General features: G+C 73.1%; 16 protein-coding genes. 6 read left to right on the plus strand and 10 right to left on the minus strand.

Annotation, left to right across the window (positions count from 1 at the left end; genetic code table 11):
* The first annotated feature begins 747 nt into the window (after positions 1 to 747).
* A complete protein-coding gene (trpS, locus tag ACZ7IF_RS22590; protein ID WP_470973996.1) occupies positions 748 to 1,746 on the plus strand; it encodes a tryptophan--tRNA ligase in 999 nt (332 codons plus the stop codon).
* A 48-nt stretch (positions 1,747 to 1,794) separates the two neighbouring features.
* On the opposite strand, the gene proC is transcribed toward trpS, so the two are convergent.
* From proC to ACZ7IF_RS22615, 5 genes are all read right to left on the minus strand, one after another.
* A complete protein-coding gene (gene proC / locus ACZ7IF_RS22595) occupies positions 1,795 to 2,604 on the minus strand; it encodes a pyrroline-5-carboxylate reductase (protein WP_470973999.1) in 810 nt (269 codons plus the stop codon).
* Between the two features lie 91 nt (positions 2,605 to 2,695).
* A complete protein-coding gene (locus ACZ7IF_RS22600) occupies positions 2,696 to 3,433 on the minus strand; it encodes an ABC transporter permease (RefSeq protein WP_469113494.1) in 738 nt (245 codons plus the stop codon).
* A complete protein-coding gene (locus ACZ7IF_RS22605) occupies positions 3,430 to 4,275 on the minus strand; it encodes an ABC transporter ATP-binding protein (RefSeq protein ID WP_470974001.1) in 846 nt (281 codons plus the stop codon). The genes ACZ7IF_RS22600 and ACZ7IF_RS22605 overlap by 4 nt, the downstream gene beginning before the upstream one ends.
* A 68-nt stretch (positions 4,276 to 4,343) precedes the next feature.
* Positions 4,344 to 4,871 carry a hypothetical protein gene (locus ACZ7IF_RS22610; protein WP_470974004.1) on the minus strand — a complete coding sequence of 176 codons (528 nt, stop codon included), beginning with the start codon at positions 4,869 to 4,871 and terminating at the stop codon, positions 4,344 to 4,346.
* An 88-nt stretch (positions 4,872 to 4,959) separates the two neighbouring features.
* Positions 4,960 to 5,262, minus strand: a complete 303-nt coding sequence (locus ACZ7IF_RS22615; protein WP_470974007.1) for a peptidase — start codon at positions 5,260 to 5,262, stop codon at positions 4,960 to 4,962.
* A gap of 106 nt (positions 5,263 to 5,368) precedes the next feature.
* Between ACZ7IF_RS22615 and ACZ7IF_RS22620 the strand changes: the two genes are divergently transcribed.
* A complete protein-coding gene (locus ACZ7IF_RS22620; RefSeq protein ID WP_470974010.1) occupies positions 5,369 to 7,480 on the plus strand; it encodes a protein kinase domain-containing protein in 2,112 nt (703 codons plus the stop codon).
* Between the two features lie 103 nt (positions 7,481 to 7,583).
* Here ACZ7IF_RS22620 and ilvD read toward each other — a convergent pair whose 3' ends face one another.
* The 3 genes from ilvD to ACZ7IF_RS22635 form a co-directional block, all read right to left on the minus strand.
* Complete coding sequence (gene ilvD / locus ACZ7IF_RS22625) at positions 7,584 to 9,434, minus strand: dihydroxy-acid dehydratase (protein WP_470974013.1); 1,851 nt, start codon at positions 9,432 to 9,434, stop codon at positions 7,584 to 7,586.
* 133 nt (positions 9,435 to 9,567) lie between these two features.
* Positions 9,568 to 10,185, minus strand: coding sequence for a TetR/AcrR family transcriptional regulator (locus tag ACZ7IF_RS22630; protein WP_470974016.1), 618 nt, complete (start codon positions 10,183 to 10,185; stop codon positions 9,568 to 9,570).
* The gene (locus ACZ7IF_RS22635; RefSeq protein WP_007264795.1) at positions 10,182 to 11,006 is read right to left on the minus strand and encodes a sugar phosphate isomerase/epimerase family protein; all 825 of its coding nucleotides are present in this window, start codon (positions 11,004 to 11,006) and stop codon (positions 10,182 to 10,184) included. The genes ACZ7IF_RS22630 and ACZ7IF_RS22635 overlap by 4 nt, the downstream gene beginning before the upstream one ends.
* Positions 11,007 to 11,072: 66 nt before the next feature.
* Between ACZ7IF_RS22635 and ACZ7IF_RS22640 the strand changes: the two genes are divergently transcribed.
* Positions 11,073 to 11,837, plus strand: coding sequence for a hypothetical protein (locus tag ACZ7IF_RS22640; RefSeq protein WP_470974019.1), 765 nt, complete (start codon positions 11,073 to 11,075; stop codon positions 11,835 to 11,837).
* A 63-nt stretch (positions 11,838 to 11,900) separates the two neighbouring features.
* Here ACZ7IF_RS22640 and ACZ7IF_RS22645 read toward each other — a convergent pair whose 3' ends face one another.
* A complete protein-coding gene (locus ACZ7IF_RS22645; protein WP_470974022.1) occupies positions 11,901 to 12,827 on the minus strand; it encodes a Ppx/GppA family phosphatase in 927 nt (308 codons plus the stop codon).
* Between the two features lie 61 nt (positions 12,828 to 12,888).
* Between ACZ7IF_RS22645 and ACZ7IF_RS22650 the strand changes: the two genes are divergently transcribed.
* Positions 12,889 to 13,716 (plus strand): DUF3109 family protein, encoded by an 828-nt coding sequence (locus tag ACZ7IF_RS22650; protein WP_470974025.1) that lies wholly within the window; start codon positions 12,889 to 12,891, stop codon positions 13,714 to 13,716.
* Positions 13,717 to 13,732: 16 nt separating this feature from the next.
* On the opposite strand, the gene ACZ7IF_RS22655 is transcribed toward ACZ7IF_RS22650, so the two are convergent.
* On the minus strand, positions 13,733 to 15,454 hold the full coding sequence (locus tag ACZ7IF_RS22655) for a BACON domain-containing protein (protein WP_470974028.1): 1,722 nt from the start codon (positions 15,452 to 15,454) through the stop codon (positions 13,733 to 13,735).
* Positions 15,455 to 15,806: 352 nt separating this feature from the next.
* Here ACZ7IF_RS22655 and radA point away from each other — a divergent pair, with 352 nt between their 5' ends.
* Together radA and disA are read left to right on the plus strand one after the other, a co-directional pair.
* Positions 15,807 to 17,222 (plus strand): DNA repair protein RadA, encoded by a 1,416-nt coding sequence (gene radA / locus ACZ7IF_RS22660; RefSeq protein ID WP_470974031.1) that lies wholly within the window; start codon positions 15,807 to 15,809, stop codon positions 17,220 to 17,222.
* 268 nt (positions 17,223 to 17,490) lie between these two features.
* Positions 17,491 to 18,615 carry a DNA integrity scanning diadenylate cyclase DisA gene (gene disA, locus ACZ7IF_RS22665; protein ID WP_362474486.1) on the plus strand — a complete coding sequence of 375 codons (1,125 nt, stop codon included), beginning with the start codon at positions 17,491 to 17,493 and terminating at the stop codon, positions 18,613 to 18,615.
* The last annotated feature ends 1 nt before the right edge of the window (position 18,616 follow it).

The following is an 18,616-nucleotide window of genomic DNA, read 5'->3' on the forward strand; positions in this document are numbered from 1 at the left end:
TCTGGCGTTGATTTTTGGCACGCTGTTGAGTTCTCAAGGAACGGACGCTTCCTTTGTACTCACCCTCTCGGGCTTTCCTCCGGGCTTTCGTTCTTCGTTCTTGCGATTCAGACTCTATCAGAGTCTTTCTCGCTTGCTTTCCAGGTCCTTCGCTTTCGCGCTTTCCCTTTCCGGCGGTTCCGACTCTATCAGATCCTTTCGGGCCTGACCCCCAGTCAGCGGGGTTTGCCTTTCGGGCTGTTGGGCCCTTCCGGCGAGTGAGACAGTAGCGGATTCCTTGCCCCCGAAGCCAATCGGCGGCTGCGTCCTGGAACGCGGATTCCTCATTCGCAAATACGCATGAAAACGAGACGACGAAGTACGTCGTTCGTTCGAATGTCGTAGTGCGGGATGGCCGTCCGGGGACCGACCGGGGTCGGCGCTCACTTCGGACAACTCGAAGAACCTTACGGATCGGGCACAGGTGTGTCAACCCCAGGCTGACCAGCGGGCGACTGGCCGGAAAACCTCACGTGCTCCTCACGCCCCCAGGTCTACGCTTGCCCCCATGACTACGCACGTGCTCACGCTCAGCCTTCGCTGGTGGGCCGCCTGACGGCGGCCGACCCCCAACGCGAGCACGCACGCGCTCACGGCCGCCGCTACGGCGGCCGTTTCTGTTTCTCCCCCCGGGAGTGGCTCGGTCGCCCGACGCGGTGGCTCCGGCACCACGCCACCACTCACGCACTCAGAGGGAGAGCAGCAGACATGACGAGGATCTTCAGCGGGATCACGCCGTCCGGGCACCTGACGCTGGGCAACTACCTGGGGGCCCTGCGGCAGTGGGTCGCGGCCGAGCACGCGCCCTCCGACGCGCTGTTCTGCGTAGTGGACCTGCACGCGCTCACCACGGAGCACGATCCCGCCCGGGTGCGGCGCCTCACCCGGCAGGCCGCGACGCTGTTCCTCGCCGCCGGCCTGGATCCGCGGCGGTGCACCCTCTTCGTGCAGAGCCACGTCGGCGAGCACACCCGGCTGTCCTACCTGCTGGAGTGCACGGCCGCCGACGGGGAGCTGCGGCGGATGATCCAGTACCGGGAGAAGGCGGCGAAGGCGGAGGCCTCCGGCAATGGCGTACGGCTGTCGCTGCTGACGTATCCGGTGCTGATGGCCGCCGACATCCTGGCCTACGCGGCGGAGGAGGTGCCGGTCGGCGAGGACCAGCGGCAGCACGTGGAGCTGACCCGGGATCTGGCGGTGCGGTTCAACCAGCGGTACGGGCAGACGTTCACCGTGCCCAAGGTGACGCTGCCGGCCGTGGGCGCGCGGGTCATGGACCTCCAGGACCCGACGTCGAAGATGGGGAAGTCCAGTGAGAGCGGCGCCGGGATCGTCTATCTCCTCGACGAGCCGGCGGTGATCACCAAGAAGGTGATGCGGGCCGTGACCGACAGCGGGGACGGCGGGGTGGTCTACGACCGGGCCGCGCGGCCCGGGGTGGCGAACCTGCTGGACGTCCTGGCGGCCTGCACGGGCGGGGACCCGGAGAAGCTGGCCGGGGGGTACGACCAGTACGGGCCGCTGAAGCGGGACGTCGCCGAGGCCGTGGTGGAGCTGCTGCGGCCGCTGCGGGAGCGGCACGCCGGGCTGGCGGCCGATCCGGGCGAGGTGGAGCGGGTGCTGCGCGAGGGGGCCGGGCGGGCGCGGGACATCGCGCGGCCGGTGGTGGACCGGGCGTACGAGGCCATCGGGCTGCTGGCTCCGTGAAGGAGGGGGAGGGGCGGCCCGCGTACGGGGTCGCCCCTCCGCCCTGCGTCAGCTGTTGCCGGTGGCCAGTTCGCGGCTGCGGTCGCGGGCCGCTTCGAGGGCGGCGATCAGGGCCGCGCGTACTCCGTGCTTCTCCAGCTCGACGATGGCGTTGATCGTCGTACCGGCCGGGGAGGTGACGGCCTCGCGGAGCTTGACGGGGTGCTCGCCGCTGTCGCGGAGCATGACGGCGGCGCCGATGGCGGCCTGGACGATGAGGTCGTGGGCCTGGGCGCGGGGCAGGCCGAGGAGGATGCCGGCGTCGGTCATGGCCTCGACGAGGAAGTAGAAGTAGGCGGGGCCGGAGCCGGAGAGGGCGGTGGCCGCGTCCTGCTGGGACTCGGGGACCCGCAGGGTCTTGCCGACGCCGCCGAAGATCTCCTCGGCGTGCTCGAGGTGGGCGGCGGTGGCGTGGCTGCCGGCGGAGATGACGGACATGGCCTCGTCGACGAGGGCGGGGGTGTTCGTCATGACGCGGACGACGGGGGTGCCGGGGGCGAGCCGCTCCTCGAAGAAGGCGGTGGGGATGCCGGCGGCGCCGCTGATGACCAGGCGGTCGGCGGGGACGTGCGGGGCGAGCTCTTCGAGGAGCTTGCCCATGTCCTGCGGCTTGACGGTGAGGATGAGGGTGTCGGCGCGCTTGGCGGCTTCGGCGTTGCTGACGGCCTCGACGCCGTAGCGGGTGCGGAGCTCCTCGGCGCGCTCGGGGCGGCGGGCGGTGACGAGCAGTTTGGCGGCCGGCCAGCCGCCGCGGATCATCCCGCTGAGCAGGGCCTCGCCGATCTTGCCGGTACCGAGGACTGCGACTGTCTGGGTCATGCCCGATTCACCTCGCCGAACGAACCATCAGGACGTACGCCCTCATCCTTGCACCCGTGCGCGTCGTGGCGAGGGGGTGTCCGCTCCGTGGTCAGGGCGTGCGGCGGCGGAGGGTGGCGGCGCCGAGGGCGAGGACGAGCAGGGCGCAGGCCGCCACGACGACGGCGTCGCGTACGAAGTCGGCGGTCATGTCGGTGTGGGTGAGGACCTGGGTCATGCCGTCGACGGCGTAGGACATGGGCAGGACGTCGGAGATGCCGTCGAGTACGGGCTGCATGGTGTCGCGCGGGGCGAAGAGGCCGCACAGGAGCAGCTGCGGGAAGATCACGGCCGGCATGAACTGGACGGCCTGGAACTCGGAGGCGGCGAAGGCGGAGACGAAGAGGCCGAGGGCGGTGCCGAGGAGCGCGTCGAGGAGGGCGACGAGCAGGAGCAGCCAGGGGGATCCGATGACGTCGAGGCCGAGGAGCCAGAGGGCGAGGCCGGTGGCGAGGAGGGACTGCACGACGGCGACGGCGCCGAAGGCGAGGGCGTAGCCGGCGATGAGGTCGGCCTTGCCGAGGGGCATGGCGAGGAGGCGTTCGAGGGTGCCGGAGGTGCGTTCGCGGAGGGTGGCGATCGAGGTCACGAGGAACATCGTGATGAGGGGGAAGATCCCGAGGAGGGACGCGCCGATGCTGTCGAAGGTGCGGGGGCTGCCGTCGAAGACGTAGCGCAGCAGGGTGAGCATCAGTACGGGGACCAGCAGCATCAGCGCGATGGAGCGGGGGTCGTGGCGTAGCTGGCGCAGGACGCGGGCGGCGGTGGCGAGGGTGCGGGCGCCGTTCATCGCGGGGTCTCCCTTGCGAGGGTGTCGGCCTGGGCGTCGGTCTGGGGGTCGGTCTGTACGGCGGCCCGGGCGTTGGCTTCGTCGACGAGGCGGAGGAAGCCTTCCTCGACGGTGGCGGAGCCGGTGCGGGTGCGGAGGGCTTCGGGGGTGTCCTGGGCGAGGATGCGGCCGTCGCGCATGAGGAGCAGGCCGTGGCAGCGCTCGGCCTCGTCCATGACGTGGGAGGAGACGAGGATCGTGGTGCCGCGGCGGGCGGTGAGGTCGTGGAAGAGGTTCCACAGGTCGCGGCGCAGGACGGGGTCGAGGCCGACGGTGGGTTCGTCGAGGACGAGCAGCTCGGGCGTGCCGATGAGGGCGACGGCGAGGGAGACGCGGCTGCGCTGGCCGCCGGAGAGGTTGCCGGCGAGGGCGGTGGCGCGGGTGGTGAGGTCGACGTCGGTGATGGCCTGGTCGACGGCGGCCCGGCGGCGTTCGGCGGCGGCGCGGCCGGGGTCGAGGACGGCGGCGAAGTAGTCGAGGTTCTGCCGGACGGTGAGGTCGTCGTAGACGGAGGGCGCCTGGGTGACGTAGCCGATGCGGGAGCGGAGCCCGGGGTGGCCGGCGGGGCGGCCGAGGACGTCGAGGGTGCCGGTGACGTGGGCCTGGGTGCCGACGACGGCGCGCATGAGGGTGGACTTGCCGCAGCCGGAGGGGCCGAGGAGGCCGGTGATGCGGCCGCGGGGGACGTCGAAGGCGATGCCGTCGAGGACGGTGCGGGGGTTGCGGCCGGTGCCTCGGCGGACGGTGAGGCCGTGGGCGTGGACGGCGGGAGGCGGCGGCTCCTCCGGCTGGTTATTCATCATGTGATGAATAATGCTCCCGGCTGTGCCGGGGCGTCAATCAGGAGGACGTCCGAAGAGGGGCGGGGCCCCTACTTCTTCCGCTTGGGGCGGCGGGCGGCCGGGTTGCCCGTACGGGCGCTGCGGCGGCGGCCGAACTCGGCCACGGCACGCTCGTACTCGGTGCGGCGGAGCTTCTCGCCGGGGGCCTCGGACAGGCTGCGCAGGAAGTACGCGACGAGGGAGCCGATGAACCCGATCGTCTTCAGGCCCTTGAGGGCGGCCTCGTCGGAGGACGGGCGCGGGCGGCGGCCGAAGGACTCCCAGGTCTTGGCGAAGGCGATGGAACTGGCGATCGCGAAGAGCACGACGACGGAGATGCTGAGGAAGGGGCCGACGTCGCCGATCTCCAGGCCCTCGTAGGCGAAGCGCAGGAGGTACGCGCCGATGACGGCGGCGGCGAGCGAGCCGACGGCCACGCCGGCACGGCGCAGGGCGTAGCCGTTGTCGTGGTCCACCCAGGAGGTGCCGAAGAACCGGATCGGCTCGGGCTGCGGGCCGGGGGCCGGCGCGGCGGGGCCCTGGCTCTGGCTCTGGTCTCGCTGCTGGTCGTCGCTCACGGTGCCGATTATCCCCCGGCGGGCGGGACCCGCCGGGGGTGTCTCACCTGGCAGAACGGTGACCTTGCCCGGGCCGGGCGGGGACGGGTCAGCCGCAGCGGCCCGCCACGTAGCCGTCGCTCCCCGTCTTCACGTAGGCATCGGAGACGAACTGGCCGTTGCCGATGCAGTCCCACAGGTCCGTGGTGCCGTAGGGGCCCGAGACCGTGGTGCCGGGGCACTGGCAGCGGATCGTGACGTACCCGCCGACGGGCAGGGTTTCGATGACCGCGTAGCTGGTGCCCGGGCCACTGCGAACGTTGACCCGGTAGCCGGGCGCGAGCGGGTATGTCGGGAAACCAGAGGTGGCGGCAAGGCTCTGCGCCTGGCTGGAATCGTTCTCGACGGACATGTGAAATCTCCCCCCATGGGTGCTGCGCTGCGCAACGCGCGCAGGGTAGCAAGCCCTTGGATGTTGCCACGGGCCATCGACTAGGCTCCGGCGGGGGTGGTGAGCGGTGCAGTCGCGGCGCGCGGACTACGCCGGGTTTCCGGAATACGCCGGCCAGTACCGGCTCGAATCCGTGCTCGGCTCCGGCGGCATGGGCGTCGTCCACCTGGCCGCCTCCAGCTCCGGACTGAAACTCGCAGTCAAGGTCGTACACGCCCAGCACGCGGTGGATCCGGAGTTCCGGGCGCGGTTCCGGCAGGAGGTCGCGGCCGCGCGGCGGGTGAGCGGCGCCTTCACGGCGCCCGTCGTGGACGCCGACCCGGATGCCGAGCGGCCCTGGATGGCCACCCTCTTCATCGACGCCCCCACCCTGTCCGAGCGGGTACGGGAACGCGTGCTGGACCCCGTCGAGCTGACGCGGCTCGCCGCCGGGCTGGCGGAGGCCCTGCGGGACATCCACCGCGCCGGGGTGGTGCACCGGGACCTGAAACCGAGCAACGTGCTGATGGCCCCGGACGGGGTGCGGGTCATCGACTTCGGCATCTCGCGCCCGGCCGACAGCGACCTGCGTACGGAGACCGGCAAGCTGATCGGGACGCCGCCGTTCATGGCGCCGGAGCAGTTCCAGCGGCCCCGGGAGGTCGGGACGGCCGCGGACGTGTTCGCGCTGGGCGCGGTGCTGGTGCACGCGGCGACCGGGCGCGGGCCCTTCGACTCCGACAGCCACTACCTCGTGGCGTACCAGGTCGTGCACAGCGAGCCCGACCTGACGGGGCTGCCGGCCCGGCTCGTGCCGATCGTGGCGCGGTGCCTGGCCAAGGACCCGGCGGAGCGGCCGACCGCCGAGGCACTGATCGCGGAGATGCGCGCCATCGCGTACCGGACCGGCGAGGACACCCAGGCGTTCATACCGCACCCGCGCAGACCCGTGGCGGAGGAGCAGGTCACCCACCTGCGACAGCGGATCACACCTGCTGACGGGCTCCAGGCCGAACGCCCGCGCCGCCGCAAGCGAGCGCTGCTGGCGGCAGGGGCCGGGCTGGTGCTCGCAGTCGGCGCCGTCGTCGGCTACACGCAGTTCGGTCCCGGGGCCCGGACTGCGGGGCCGCCCGCAGCACACGCGTCGAAGGCGGCGGGCAAGGCCTTCGCGCCTTGGTCGGCATCGTTGGGCTCGCACTCCGTGTCGTGCTCGACGGAGACCGGAGGGCTCTACTGCTCGGGCCGGGGGTTCGCCGCCGCCCGGCTCGACCCCGCGGACGGCTCGGTGATGTGGTCGGTGCACGCCGCCGCACCTCCTGATGCGGTGGCGAACGGCGCCCTCCTGCACGCGGGCGGGGTGGTCCTCACGGTGGCACCCGGCAGCGGGATGCTCCAGGCGCTGGATCCGGGCTCGGGTACGGAGCGCTGGAAGCGGCAGGTACCGGGCGGCACCCGCGTGGTGACGGCCGGCCCCTTGGTGCTGACGGTCGCGACGACCGGAACCGTGACCGCCCTCGACGCGGCGAGCGGCGCCCAGCGATGGACCAAGCAGGGTGTCGGCGGGGCGGCCGCCTGGTGGGGCGGCGTGGGCAAGTCCGGTTCCCCGGTCGTCTACGCGGCCACCCCCGAGGACAGCGGTACGACCCAGCTCATCGAGGTGGAAGCCGGCAGCGGAGCCGTGCGCTGGCAGACGCGGACCGCCGGCAGGCTGCGGCCCGTCGGAGCCGCCGCGGGCGGGATGTACTTCCTCGGGAACGACGGGGGCAGCAAGACCGAAGCGGTCGTGCGGGTGGACATGGCTACGCATGCGATCGCGCGGGTGCGGCTGTCGGCGCCGCTGTACGAGGCGGAAGCGTCAGTGGGCCCTGACGGAACGGTCTACGCCTTCTCCGGGCGGGGCGGACTCGTGGCGATCGGCTCGGGCAGGGAGCTCTGGCGGCTTGAGACCGGTGTGGCGGTCGCCTCCCGGCCGGTGTTCGCCGACGGACGGATCCTTCTGACGGCGTCGGACGGGCGGCTGCTCGCCGTCGGCTCGGCTTCCGGTCAGCTCATCGGGCAGACCAGAGCGCGGATGGCCGCGGACCAGAGCACCGTCGCGGCGGCTGTCCCCGCCCCGGCCGTCGCCGACGGCCACGTCTACGCCTCCGCCCCCGACGGCACGGTCTTCGCGGTGGACGCGCGGAACCCGGCAGGGTGGTAGGTCCGGCCACCGCCGGACGGGCGAGGAACGCGTCAGGGAGCGCGAACGCGGAACCCCGCCGGGTGGTGGGCCACACCGGCGGGGTTCACGGGGACGGGCGCGCTCAGCCCAGCTTCGAGACGTCGCGGACCGCGCCCTTGTCGGCGCTGGTGGCCATCGCCGCGTAGGCGCGCAGGGCCGCCGAGACCGTGCGCTCGCGGTTCTTCGGCGCGTACACGCCGCCGAGCTCCGCGTGGCGGGCGGCCAGCTCCTCCTCGGAGACCAGCAGCTCGATCGACCGGTTCGGGATGTCGATGCGGATCCGGTCGCCGTCCCGCACCACCGCGATGTCGCCGCCGGAGGCCGCCTCCGGGGAGGCGTGGCCGATGGACAGGCCCGAGGTGCCGCCCGAGAAGCGGCCGTCCGTCACCAGGGCGCAGACCTTGCCGAGGCCGCGGCCCTTGAGGAAGGACGTCGGGTAGAGCATCTCCTGCATGCCCGGGCCGCCGCGCGGGCCCTCGTAGCGGATGACGACGACGTCGCCCGGCTGGACCTCCTTGCGGAGGATCTTCTCGACGGCCTCGTCCTGCGACTCGCAGACGACCGCCGGGCCCTCGAAGGTCCAGATCGACTCGTCGACGCCGGCCGTCTTCACCACGCAGCCGTCGACCGCGAGGTTGCCGCGCAGCACGGCGAGGCCGCCGTCCTTGGAGTACGCGTGCTGCACGGAGCGGATGCAGCCGCCCTCGGCGTCGAGGTCGAGGCTCTCCCAGCGCTCGGACTGGGAGAAGGCGGTCGCGGAACGCTTGCAGCCGGGGGCCGCGTGCCACAGCTCCATGGCCGTCTCGGACGCCGTGCCGGAGCGGGCGTCCCACTCGGCGAGCCAGTCGTCCAGGCCCTTGGAGTGGACGGTGCTCACGTCCTTGTTGAGGAGCCCGCCGCGGTGCAGTTCGCCGAGGATGGCGGGGATGCCGCCGGCGCGGTGCACGTCCTCCATGTAGTACGTGCCACCGGGTGCGACGTTCGGGGCGACCTTGGCCAGGCAGGGCACGCGGCGCGAGACGGCGTCGATGTCCTTGAGGTCGTAGTCCAGGCCCGCCTCCTGCGCGGCGGCCAGCAGGTGCAGGATCGTGTTGGTCGAGCCGCCCATGGCGATGTCCAGGGCCATGGCGTTCTCGAAGGCCTCGCGGGAGGCGATGTTGCGCGGGAGGACGGACTCGTCGCCGCCCTCGTAGTAGCGCTTGGTGATCTCCACGACCGTGCGGCCGGCGTCCTCGTACAGGGCGCGGCGGGCGGTGTGCGTGGCGAGGACCGAGCCGTTGCCCGGGAGGGCCAGGCCGATGGCCTCGGCGAGGCAGTTCATCGAGTTGGCGGTGAACATGCCCGAACACGAACCGCAGGTCGGGCAGGCGTTCTCCTCGATGCGCAGGACGTCCTCGTCCGAGACGTTCTCGTTGGAGGCGTCGACCATGGCGTCGATCAGGTCCAGCTTGCGGACGGTGCCGTCCACCAGGGTCGCCTGGCCGGCCTCCATCGGGCCGCCGGAGACGAAGACGACCGGGATGTTGAGGCGCAGTGCGGCCATCAGCATGCCGGGGGTGATCTTGTCGCAGTTGGAGATGCAGATCAGGGCGTCGGCGCAGTGCGCCTCGACCATGTACTCCACGCTGTCGGCGATCAGGTCGCGCGAGGGGAGGGAGTACAGCATGCCGGCGTGGCCCATGGCGATGCCGTCGTCGACCGCGATGGTGTTGAACTCGCGGGGGATCGCGCCGGCGGCCCGGATGGCGTCCGAGACGATGCGGCCGACCGGCGCCAGGTGGGTGTGGCCGGGGACGAACTCGGTGAAGGAGTTGGCGACCGCGATGATCGGCTTGCCGATGTCCTCGCTCGCTACGCCCGAAGCGCGCATCAGCGCACGAGCGCCTGCCATGTTGCGGCCGTGGGTGACGGTGCGGGACCTCAGCTCGGGCATGCGGTTTCACTCCCCATGAGTGCGGCTGTACGGTCAGCCGCGACTGCGGATATGGCTCGGTTACGAGGCTACGCCCACCGCCCGCGATCCGGACACCTCGTCCGGATGCCGGGACGCGGGGGTCATTCCTCGGTCATCCCTCGGTCAGGTAGCGCTGGAGGGTGGGGGCCACCAGGGCCACGATGTCCTCCGGGTCCGCGGACGCGAGCGGCTCGACCTGGACCACGTACCGCAGGATCGCGATCCCGACCATGTGCGAGGCGGCCAGTTCCGCCCGGAACGTCGGATCCGGAACGTCCAGATCGGCGGCGATCCGCTCCAGCAGGCGGCGCAGCACCAGCGTGCGCAGCACCTTCGCGGCGGCTTCGTGCGTGAGCGCCGACCGGATCACGGCGAGCAGCGGCACCCGGGTGACCGGGTTCTCCCACACCCCCAGGAAGTACCGGACCAGCCGCTCCCCGATGCCGTCGGGGCCCTCGCCGAGAATGGCCGGAACCACCAGGGCGGGCTCCAGGCTCACCTCCACGGCGGCGGCGAACAGGTCGTCCTTGCTGCCGAAGTAGTGGTGCACCAGCGCCGGGTCCACCCCGGCGACCTTCGCGATGCCGCGCACGGACGTCTTGTCGTACCCGCGCTCCGCGAACACCTCGCGGGCCGCCAGCCGGATCCGTTCCTGGGTGCCGGGGCCGTCGTCGGCCTCGTCCTGGCGGGGCCGGCCGGGGCCGCGCCGCCGCTTCGCGGGCTCGGTCACCGGCGCCCGGCCGGCTTGGCGAGGTGCGCCCGCGTGAAGGCCAGCGCCTCGGCGAGGTCGGCCTCACGCTCGGCGGAGGACATGGCGCGCCGCGTGTTGACCTCGATCACCACGTGCCCGTCGAAGGAACTCCGGGCCAGCCCCTCCAGCAGCTCGGCGCAGGGCTGCGTACCGCGTCCGGGGACGAGGTGCTCGTCCTTCGCCGATCCGTTGCCGTCGGCGAGGTGGACGTGCGCCAGCCGGTCCCCCATCCGGTCGATCATCGCGGTGGCGTCGGTCCGGGCGGTGGCGGTGTGGGACAGGTCGACGGTGAAGTGCCGGTAGTCGTCCTTCGTCACGTCCCATTCGGGCGCGTACGCGAGCATCTCGCGGTCCCGGTAGCGCCACGGGTACATGTTCTCGACGGCGAAGCGCACGTCCGTCTCGTCCGCCATCCGCCAGATCCCGGAGACGAAGTCCCGCGCGTACTGCCGCTGCCAGCGGAACGGCGGATGCACCACGACGGTCGAAGCCCCCAGCCGCTCCGCCGCGGCCTGCGCCCGCTGGAGCTTGGTCCACGGATCGGTGGACCACACGCGCTGGGTGATGAGCAGACAGGGCGCGTGCACGGCCAGGATCGGCACCTGGTGGTGGTCCGACAGGCGGCGCAGCGCGTCGACGTCCTGGCTCACCGGGTCCGTCCAGACCATGACCTCCACCCCGTCGTAGCCGAGACGGGCGGCGATCTCGAAGGCGGTCGCCGTGGACTCCGGGTAGACGGAGGCGGTGGACAGGGCGACCTTCGGGGTCCGGCTGTTCGGGATACGGAGCGGATCTGCCACGGTGACAGATTACGGGGCCCCTCCCCGGCGGACCGTAAGCGGTGGCACTTTCGTCATACTTTTCGAATGGAAACCGGGACGATGTCCGAAGCCCGCCGCTGGCTGGCGGAGCAGGGCGTGGTGGAGACGGCCGAAGGCTGGACCGACACCGAACGCCCGGGCCTCGCCTTCTCCGCGAACGAGATCGCCCACTCCCGCTCCGGCGAGGTCTTCACGGACGACCACCTGGACGAGTCGGCCCAGACCGACATGGCCCTCGCCCTCGTGGACCTCCTGGACGACTACTGGGTCACCTGCGAGATCCGCTTCGCCTACTGCGGCAACCTGTACGGCGGCCCGCGTCCCATCGGCCCTCTCTGGGCCGGCTTCCGCACCCGCCTGGAGGCGGAACGGGACCCCGAACCCATCCGCTACTCCCTCTGGGTCGACTGGTTCGAGGACCGCACCACCTCCGCCACGGCCTTCGCGGAAGTCCTGGGCGACGACATCGAAGCCATCGTCCGGACCCCCACCCCCGCCACCCTCCGCCGCGCGGCCCGCGTCCTGACCGACTCGGGCCCGGTCCCCTGGGAGGCCAAGCACCCGGCCTACCGCACGGCATCCCGCCTCCCGGCCCTCCACGACCCCCTCTTCCGGGCCCTCCGCGCGAGCTACCACGACATCTACGGCGACCTGCACCCCGCGGAAGCCCTCGCCCTCCTCGACTCCCTCCCCCTCCCCCCGACCACGGAGCACCTCCTCCGACTCCGCAAGGTCCTCGCAGCGGGCCACCGCAACCACCGCCGCAGCCCGGGCGCGTGGGACGCGGCGGCGGACGACCCCGCCCGATAGCACCCGGAAACCCAGCGCGAGTACGCCGTGGACCGCGCGGGCCCCGTACCGCTCGCCCCGGTCCTACGGCAGGTGGTCCAGCCGCCGGAGGATGACGCCCTCGCGGAGGGCCCAGGGGCAGATCTCCAGCTCGTCCACGCCGAAGAGGTCCATCGTCGCCTCCGCCACCAGCGCGCCCGCCAGGAGCTGGGCCGCGCGGCCCTCCGAGACGCCCGGGAGGGCGGCGCGTTCGGTCGTGGTCATCGCCGTCAGGCGCGGCACCCACTCCTCCAGGGACTTCCGCGTCAGCTCGCGCTGCACGTACAGGCCGTCGGCCTCGCGGGCCGCGCCCGCGAGGCGGGCCAGCTGCTTGAAGGTCTTCGACGTCGCCACCACGTGGTCCGGCGCCCCGAAGCGGCTGAACTCGCCGACCGTCCGCGCGATCTGCGCCCGGACGTGCCGCCGCAGTGCCCGCACGTCCGCCGGGTCCGCCGGGTCGCCCGGGAGCCAGGCCGAGGTGAGGCGGCCCGCGCCCAGCGGCAGGGACACGGCCGCGTCGGGGTCCTCGTCGATGCCGAACGCGATCTCCAGCGAGCCCCCGCCGATGTCCAGGACCAGCAGCTTCCCCGCCGACCAGCCGAACCACCGCCGGACCGCCAGGAAGGTCAGCCGGGCCTCGTCCTCGCCGCTGAGCACCGGCAGCTCGATGCCGGTCTCCTCCTTGACCCGGGCGAGGACCTCGTCGGCGTTCGGGGCTTCGCGCACCGCGCTCGTCGCGAACGGCAGCACGTCCTCGCAGCCCTTGTCCTCGGCCGCCTGCACGGCACCGGCGATCGCCGAGACGAGGCGTTCGACGCCTTCCGGGCTGACCGCGCCGCGCTCGTCGAGCAGCTCGGCGAGGCGCAGCTGCACCTTGTGCGAATGCGCGGGCTGCGGGCGCGCGCCGGGGTGCGCGTCCACCACCAGCAGATGGATCGTGTTCGAACCCACGTCAAGGACACCGAGTCTCATACGGGAAACGCTACTGGGCCGAACGCGGAGCGGTGGAGGAAGGGGCGCTTAGGCTGGGCTTGTGCCAAATACGAAGAAGGCCAGCAAGAGCGAGAACAAGAACAAGAACAAGGCCGGTCCCAAGGCCGGTCCCAAGGCCAAGGTTTCGGACGAGAAGGGCCTCGACTTCCCCCGGGCCTGGGTGGAATTCCCCGATCCCGCCGACGAAGAGCAGGTCTTCCGCTGCGACCTGACCTGGCTGACCTCCCGCTGGACCTGCATCTTCGGCAGCGGCTGCCAGGGGATCCAGGCGGGCCGCGCGTCCGACGGCTGCTGCACCCTCGGCGCGCACTTCTCCGACGAGGACGACGAGAAGCGGGTCGCCGAGCACGTCGCCCGCCTCACGCCCGAGCTGTGGCAGTTCCACGACGTCGGCAGCGAGTCGGGCTGGACCCAGCTGGACGACGACGGGGACAAGCAGACCCGCCGCTGGGACGGCGCCTGCATCTTCCTGAACCGGCCCGGCTTCCCCGCCGGCGCGGGCTGTTCCCTGCACATCCTGGCCCTCAGGAGCGGACAGGAGCCGCTGGAGACCAAGCCGGACGTGTGCTGGCAGCTGCCCATCCGGCGGACGTACGACTGGATCGACCGGCCGGACGACACCCGCGTCCTCCAGGTGTCGATCGGCGAGTACGACCGGCGCGGCTGGGGCCCGGGCGGCCACGACCTGCACTGGTGGTGCACGTCGGCGACGTCCGCGCACGGTGCCGGAGACCCGGTGTACGTGTCGTACCGGGCGGAGCTGACGGAGCTGATGGGCAAGGAGGGCTACGGGGAGCTGGTGAAGCTGTGCGAGGCGCGGCTGGCCTCGCTGCTGCCGATGGCCCCGCACCCCGCCGACCCGCAGTAGGGCGGTGCTCGCCCCCTCAGCCCCCCGAAGCGCCCGGGCCCGGGTCCGGGGAAACCGTTCCTCCTGAGGACGGCGCCGGGGTCGCAGTGTCCGTCGGGGTCGGCGTGGGCGTCGGGGTCGGCGTGGGGTCCGGGGGCGTGGGCGTCGGGGTCGGCGTGGGGTCCGGGGCCGGGGGTGTCGGGGTGGGGTCCGGGGCGGGCGGGGTCGGCTCGGTGGTGGGTGCCGGGCGGCCGCGGCCCTGGAGCGAGACCACCGCCCCGCCGGGGTCGACGCCGACCCGGGCCGTCCAGGCGCCGACCGGCTGGGCCGCGGTGTCTACGGTGATCCGGAGGGTGACCGATTCTCCGGGCGCGAGGGTGCCCGCCGTCTGGCTCGCCCGCAGCCAGGGCGCGTCCGACCAGAGCCGCCAGTCGACCGGGCTGCCGCCGGAGGCGGTGAGGGTGAGCAGGGTGGTGGCGCCGCGGGTGGCGGCGGCGACCGTGAGGCGGCCGGGCGCGCCGGGGCCGTCGGCCTCGGGGGTGGCCGGGGCGCCGGCGCTGATGACCTCGACGGAGACGTCGGGGGCTTCGCTGCCGGGGGCGAAGCCGGGCTCGCCGGTGGTGTGGGCGGTGTTCCCGGTGTTCTCGTACCCGGTGAGGGGGCGGCCCGCGGCGTACGGGGGCGGGATCTGCGACTCGCTGGCCGAGATGCGGGTGCCGTCGCCCCCGACGGGTTCGCCGGTGGCGGGTGCGCCCCGGTACGCGGCCCACAGCGCGAGGACGGGCGCTGCGACGACGGTGGCCACGACGGTGGTGGTCACGGCCCGGGCCCGGAACCGGTCGCGGCGGGCGGCGCGGTCCTTGGGGTCCATGGGGAAGCCGGTGCGGTCGAAGCGCGGGCCGGGGCGGCCGCCGCGGCGCCGGCCGGAGCGCAGCATGGCGGCGTGGACGGCGGTGCGGGGGGCGGGGACGAGGGGGAGGGCGGCGTTGACGCCGCCGGAGCCGGGCCAGGGCGCGCCGGCGCCGACGCGTTCGGCGACGCGGCGGCAGCGCGGGCAGTCGTCGACGTGGCGGACGAGCTCGGCGCGCAGGGTCGCGGACAGCAGCACCTGGCCGAAGCCGCCGTCGTCGTCGCCGGTGATGCGGGAGACGGCCGGGCAGTTGGCGGTCTCGACGACGGCGAGGGCGGCGCGGGTGCGTTCGACCTCGCAGGCGGCACCGGAGAGCAGGTCCCGGGCGGTGGTGGGGGCGGTGCCGAGGACGGCGGCGAGTTCGGTGACGCCGAGGCGGTGGCGGACGGCGAGTTCGAGGGCCTCGCGCTGCTCGGGGGTGGTGCCGGCGGCTTCGGGCCAGGCGAGCCGGGCGAGCTCGGTACGGCGGTAGGCGCTCACGTCGAGCGGGCGGTGCGCCCGGGGCGCATGCCCGGGGTCGTTGTGCTCCGGCGCGCGCCGGGCGGAATGCGCCCCCTGGCGTACGCGCCGCCGTTCGGTCAGCCGGCGCAGGCAGGCCCAGCGGGCGAGTGCGTACAGCCAGGCCCGCCGGTCACCCTCCTCGGGACATCGGCCGGGGTGCCGCTCGGCCACGGCGAGGACGTCGCCGAGCACGTCGGCGGCGGCGTCGTGATCGCACAGGACCGACAGACAGTACGTGAAGAGCCCGTCCAGGTAGGGCTCGTGCCGGAAGGGCGGGGGCTCCGGAGCCGCCGCGGGGAACTCCAGCCGGAGGGTGTCACCGGTATCAGCGGCACCACCCGCATCCACTGCCCCTAGCGCATCGGACGCACCACCGGCAACGGGCGCACCCTCCGCACCACCCGTGTCGCCCACCGGGCCCGTCCGGTCTGCTCGGGTCGTGCGCCCGTGCGCCGGGTGTGCGCCGGTGCGCGATACGGGGTCTCCCTGGTCGCTGCTGTTCACTCGGCGAACCGTAGGCGGCGCGCCGGTGACCCTCCGGAAGCCTTCCGGGCTTTTAGCCCTTAAGGGTGAACAGATCGCCACTCCGCTGACAGCGGTCCTGACGCCGGCCCGCGCCGACCGGGATCCGGTGCGCCGCCGACCGCCCGTCTGGCGGACCGGTCGGGCGTTGTCGGTGGCGACGGCTACCGTGGGCGGCATGGCTGCCCGTACATCTCGCTCATCCGCCAAGGACCGGCCGTCCTACCGCTGCTCCGAGTGCGGCTGGACCACCGCGAAATGGCTCGGCCGGTGCCCCGAGTGCCAGGCGTGGGGGACCGTCGAGGAGATGGGCGCGCCCGCCGTACGGACCACCGCGGCCGGCCGCGTCTCGGCCGCCGCGCTGCCCATCGCCCAGGTCGACGGCAGGACCGCGACCGCCCGCAGCACCGGCGTGGACGAGCTGGACCGCGTACTCGGCGGCGGCCTCGTCCCCGGCGCGGTGGTGCTGCTGGCCGGTGAGCCGGGCGTCGGCAAGTCGACGCTGCTGCTGGACGTCGCCGCGAAGGCGGCCACCGGCGACCACCGCACGCTCTACGTCACCGGCGAGGAGTCCGCGAGCCAGGTGCGGCTGCGGGCCGACCGGATCAACGCCCTGAACGACCACCTCTACCTCGCCGCCGAGACCGACCTGTCCGCCGTACTGGGCCACCTCGACGCGGTGCGGCCCTCGCTGCTGGTCCTGGACTCCGTGCAGACCATCGCCTCCCCCGAGATCGACGGCGCGCCCGGCGGCATGGCCCAGGTCCGCGAGGTCGCGGGGGCGCTGATCCGCGCCTCGAAGGAGCGGGGCATGGCCACCCTGCTCGTCGGCCACGTCACCAAGGACGGCGCCATCGCCGGCCCCCGCCTGCTGGAGCACCTCGTGGACGTGGTCCTCAGCTTCGAGGGCGACCGGCACGCGCGGCTGCGCCTGGTGCGCGGCGTGAAGAACCGTTACGGGGCCACGGACGAGGTCGGCTGCTTCGAGCTGCACGACGAGGGCATCACCGGGCTCGCCGACCCCAGCGGGCTGTTCCTGACCCGGCGCGCCGAGGCGGTGCCGGGCACCTGCCTGACCGTGACCCTGGAGGGCAAGCGCCCGCTGGTCGCCGAGGTGCAGGCGCTCACCGTCGACTCGCAGATCCCGTCCCCGCGCCGCACCACCTCGGGCCTGGAGACCTCGCGCGTCTCGATGATGCTGGCCGTGCTGGAGCAGCGCGGGCGGATCACTGCCCTGGGCAAGCGGGACATCTACAGCGCGACCGTGGGCGGGGTGAAGCTGACGGAGCCGGCCGCCGACCTGGCGATCGCGCTGGCGCTGGCCTCGGCGGCCAGTGACGTGCCGCTGCCGAAGAACCTGGTCGCCATCGGGGAGGTCGGCCTGGCCGGCGAGGTGCGGCGGGTGACCGGCGTGCAGCGGCGCCTGGCCGAGGCGCACCGGCTCGGCTTCACGCACGCGCTGGTCCCGGCGGATCCGGGGAAGGTTCCGGCGGGCATGAAGGTGACCGAGGTGGCGGACATGGGGGACGCGCTACGGGTCCTGCCGCGCGGGCGCTCGCGTACGCCGGCCAGGGAGCGGGCGGCGGCGGAGTAGGCCCCGCCCGGCGGACGGGCCGGCCCACCAGCGGAATCCTTCACTCCACCGACGGGCCGAACGGCAGGTCAGCGGGCTGGCGTGAGCCGGACGCGGATCGGGCCCGCCGCCCGGCGGGGTCCCCCGACGGGCGGGCCGCGGGGCCCGTACGGGCCCTCGTGGCGGCGGTACGGGCCAAGCCCCGGCGGGCGCACAGCGTGCGCCGGTAGACTTTGTGCTGGTCCGCCCGGCCGTACGCGGCGGCGCAACCCGCGACCGGAGGAGTGCAGTGGCAGCCAAGGACGGGGCAGCAGCACCCGGGAAGTCCGGCGCGAGCTCCAAGCACGAGGCGTTGATGCGCGCCTCGCTGAGCGCGGTCGCGCCTGGTCAGCCCCTGCGCGACGGGCTGGAGCGGATCGTCCGCGGCAACACGGGCGGCCTGATCGTCCTGGGCATGGACAAGACCGTCGAGGCGATGTGCACCGGCGGCTTCGTGCTGGACGTGGAGTTCACCGCGACCCGGCTGCGCGAGCTGTGCAAGCTCGACGGGGCGCTCATCCTCGACAAGGACATCACCAAGATCCTGCGGGCCGGCGTACAGCTGGTGCCCGACGCGTCGATCCCCACGGAGGAGACGGGCACCCGTCACCGCACGGCGGACCGCGTCTCCAAGCAGTGCGGCTTCCCGGTGGTGTCGGTGTCGCAGTCGATGCGGCTGATCGCGCTGTACGTGGACGGGGAACGGCGCGTCCTGGAGGAGTCCGGGGCGATCCTGTCACGGGCGAACCAGGCGCTGGCCACGCTGGAGCGGTACAAGCTCCGCCTGGACGAGGTCGCGGGCACGCTGTCGGCGCTGGAGATCGAGGACCTGGTCACGGTCCGCGACGTGACCGCCGTCGCGCAGCGGCTGGAAATGGTCCGCCGGATCGCGACGGAAATCGCCGAGTACGTGGTCGAACTGGGCACGGACGGGCGACTTCTCTCGCTCCAGCTGGACGAGCTGACGGTCGGCATCGAGCAGGAACGGGAGCTGGTGATCCGGGACTACGTTCCGGAACCGACGGCGAAGCGTTCCCGCACGGTGGAGGAGGCGCTGCCGGCGCTGGACGCGCTGACGCATCCGGAACTGCTGGAGCTGGCGATCGTGGCGAAGGCGCTCGGGTACACGGGCTCGCCGGAGACCCTGGACTCGGCGGTGTCGCCCCGCGGGTACCGGCTGCTGGCGAAGGTGCCGAGGCTGCCGGGTGCGATCATCGAGCGGCTGGTGGAGCACTTCGGCGGGCTGCAGAAGCTGCTGGCGGCGTCGGTGGACGACCTCCAGACGGTGGACGGCGTGGGCGAGGCCCGTGCGCGCAGCGTCCGCGAGGGGCTGTCCCGCCTGGCGGAGTCCTCGATCCTCGAACGCTACGTGTAGC

The organism is Streptomyces sp. NPDC037421 (assembly GCF_055602105.1).

Excerpts from the sequence above, each read along its gene's own strand:
- ilvD (WP_470974013.1), bottom strand. The coding sequence starts at position 9,434 with ATGCCCGAGCTGAGGTCCCGCACCGTCACCCACGGCCGCAACATGGCA.
- proC (WP_470973999.1), bottom strand. The coding sequence starts at position 2,604 with ATGACCCAGACAGTCGCAGTCCTCGGTACCGGCAAGATCGGCGAGGCC.
- ACZ7IF_RS22640 (WP_470974019.1), top strand. The coding sequence starts at position 11,073 with ATGGAAACCGGGACGATGTCCGAAGCCCGCCGCTGGCTGGCGGAGCAG.
- ACZ7IF_RS22615 (WP_470974007.1), bottom strand. The coding sequence starts at position 5,262 with ATGTCCGTCGAGAACGATTCCAGCCAGGCGCAGAGCCTTGCCGCCACC.
- trpS (WP_470973996.1), top strand. The coding sequence starts at position 748 with ATGACGAGGATCTTCAGCGGGATCACGCCGTCCGGGCACCTGACGCTG.
- ACZ7IF_RS22600 (WP_469113494.1), bottom strand. The coding sequence starts at position 3,433 with ATGAACGGCGCCCGCACCCTCGCCACCGCCGCCCGCGTCCTGCGCCAG.
- radA (WP_470974031.1), top strand. The coding sequence starts at position 15,807 with ATGGCTGCCCGTACATCTCGCTCATCCGCCAAGGACCGGCCGTCCTAC.
- ACZ7IF_RS22605 (WP_470974001.1), bottom strand. The coding sequence starts at position 4,275 with ATGATGAATAACCAGCCGGAGGAGCCGCCGCCTCCCGCCGTCCACGCC.
- ACZ7IF_RS22645 (WP_470974022.1), bottom strand. The coding sequence starts at position 12,827 with ATGAGACTCGGTGTCCTTGACGTGGGTTCGAACACGATCCATCTGCTG.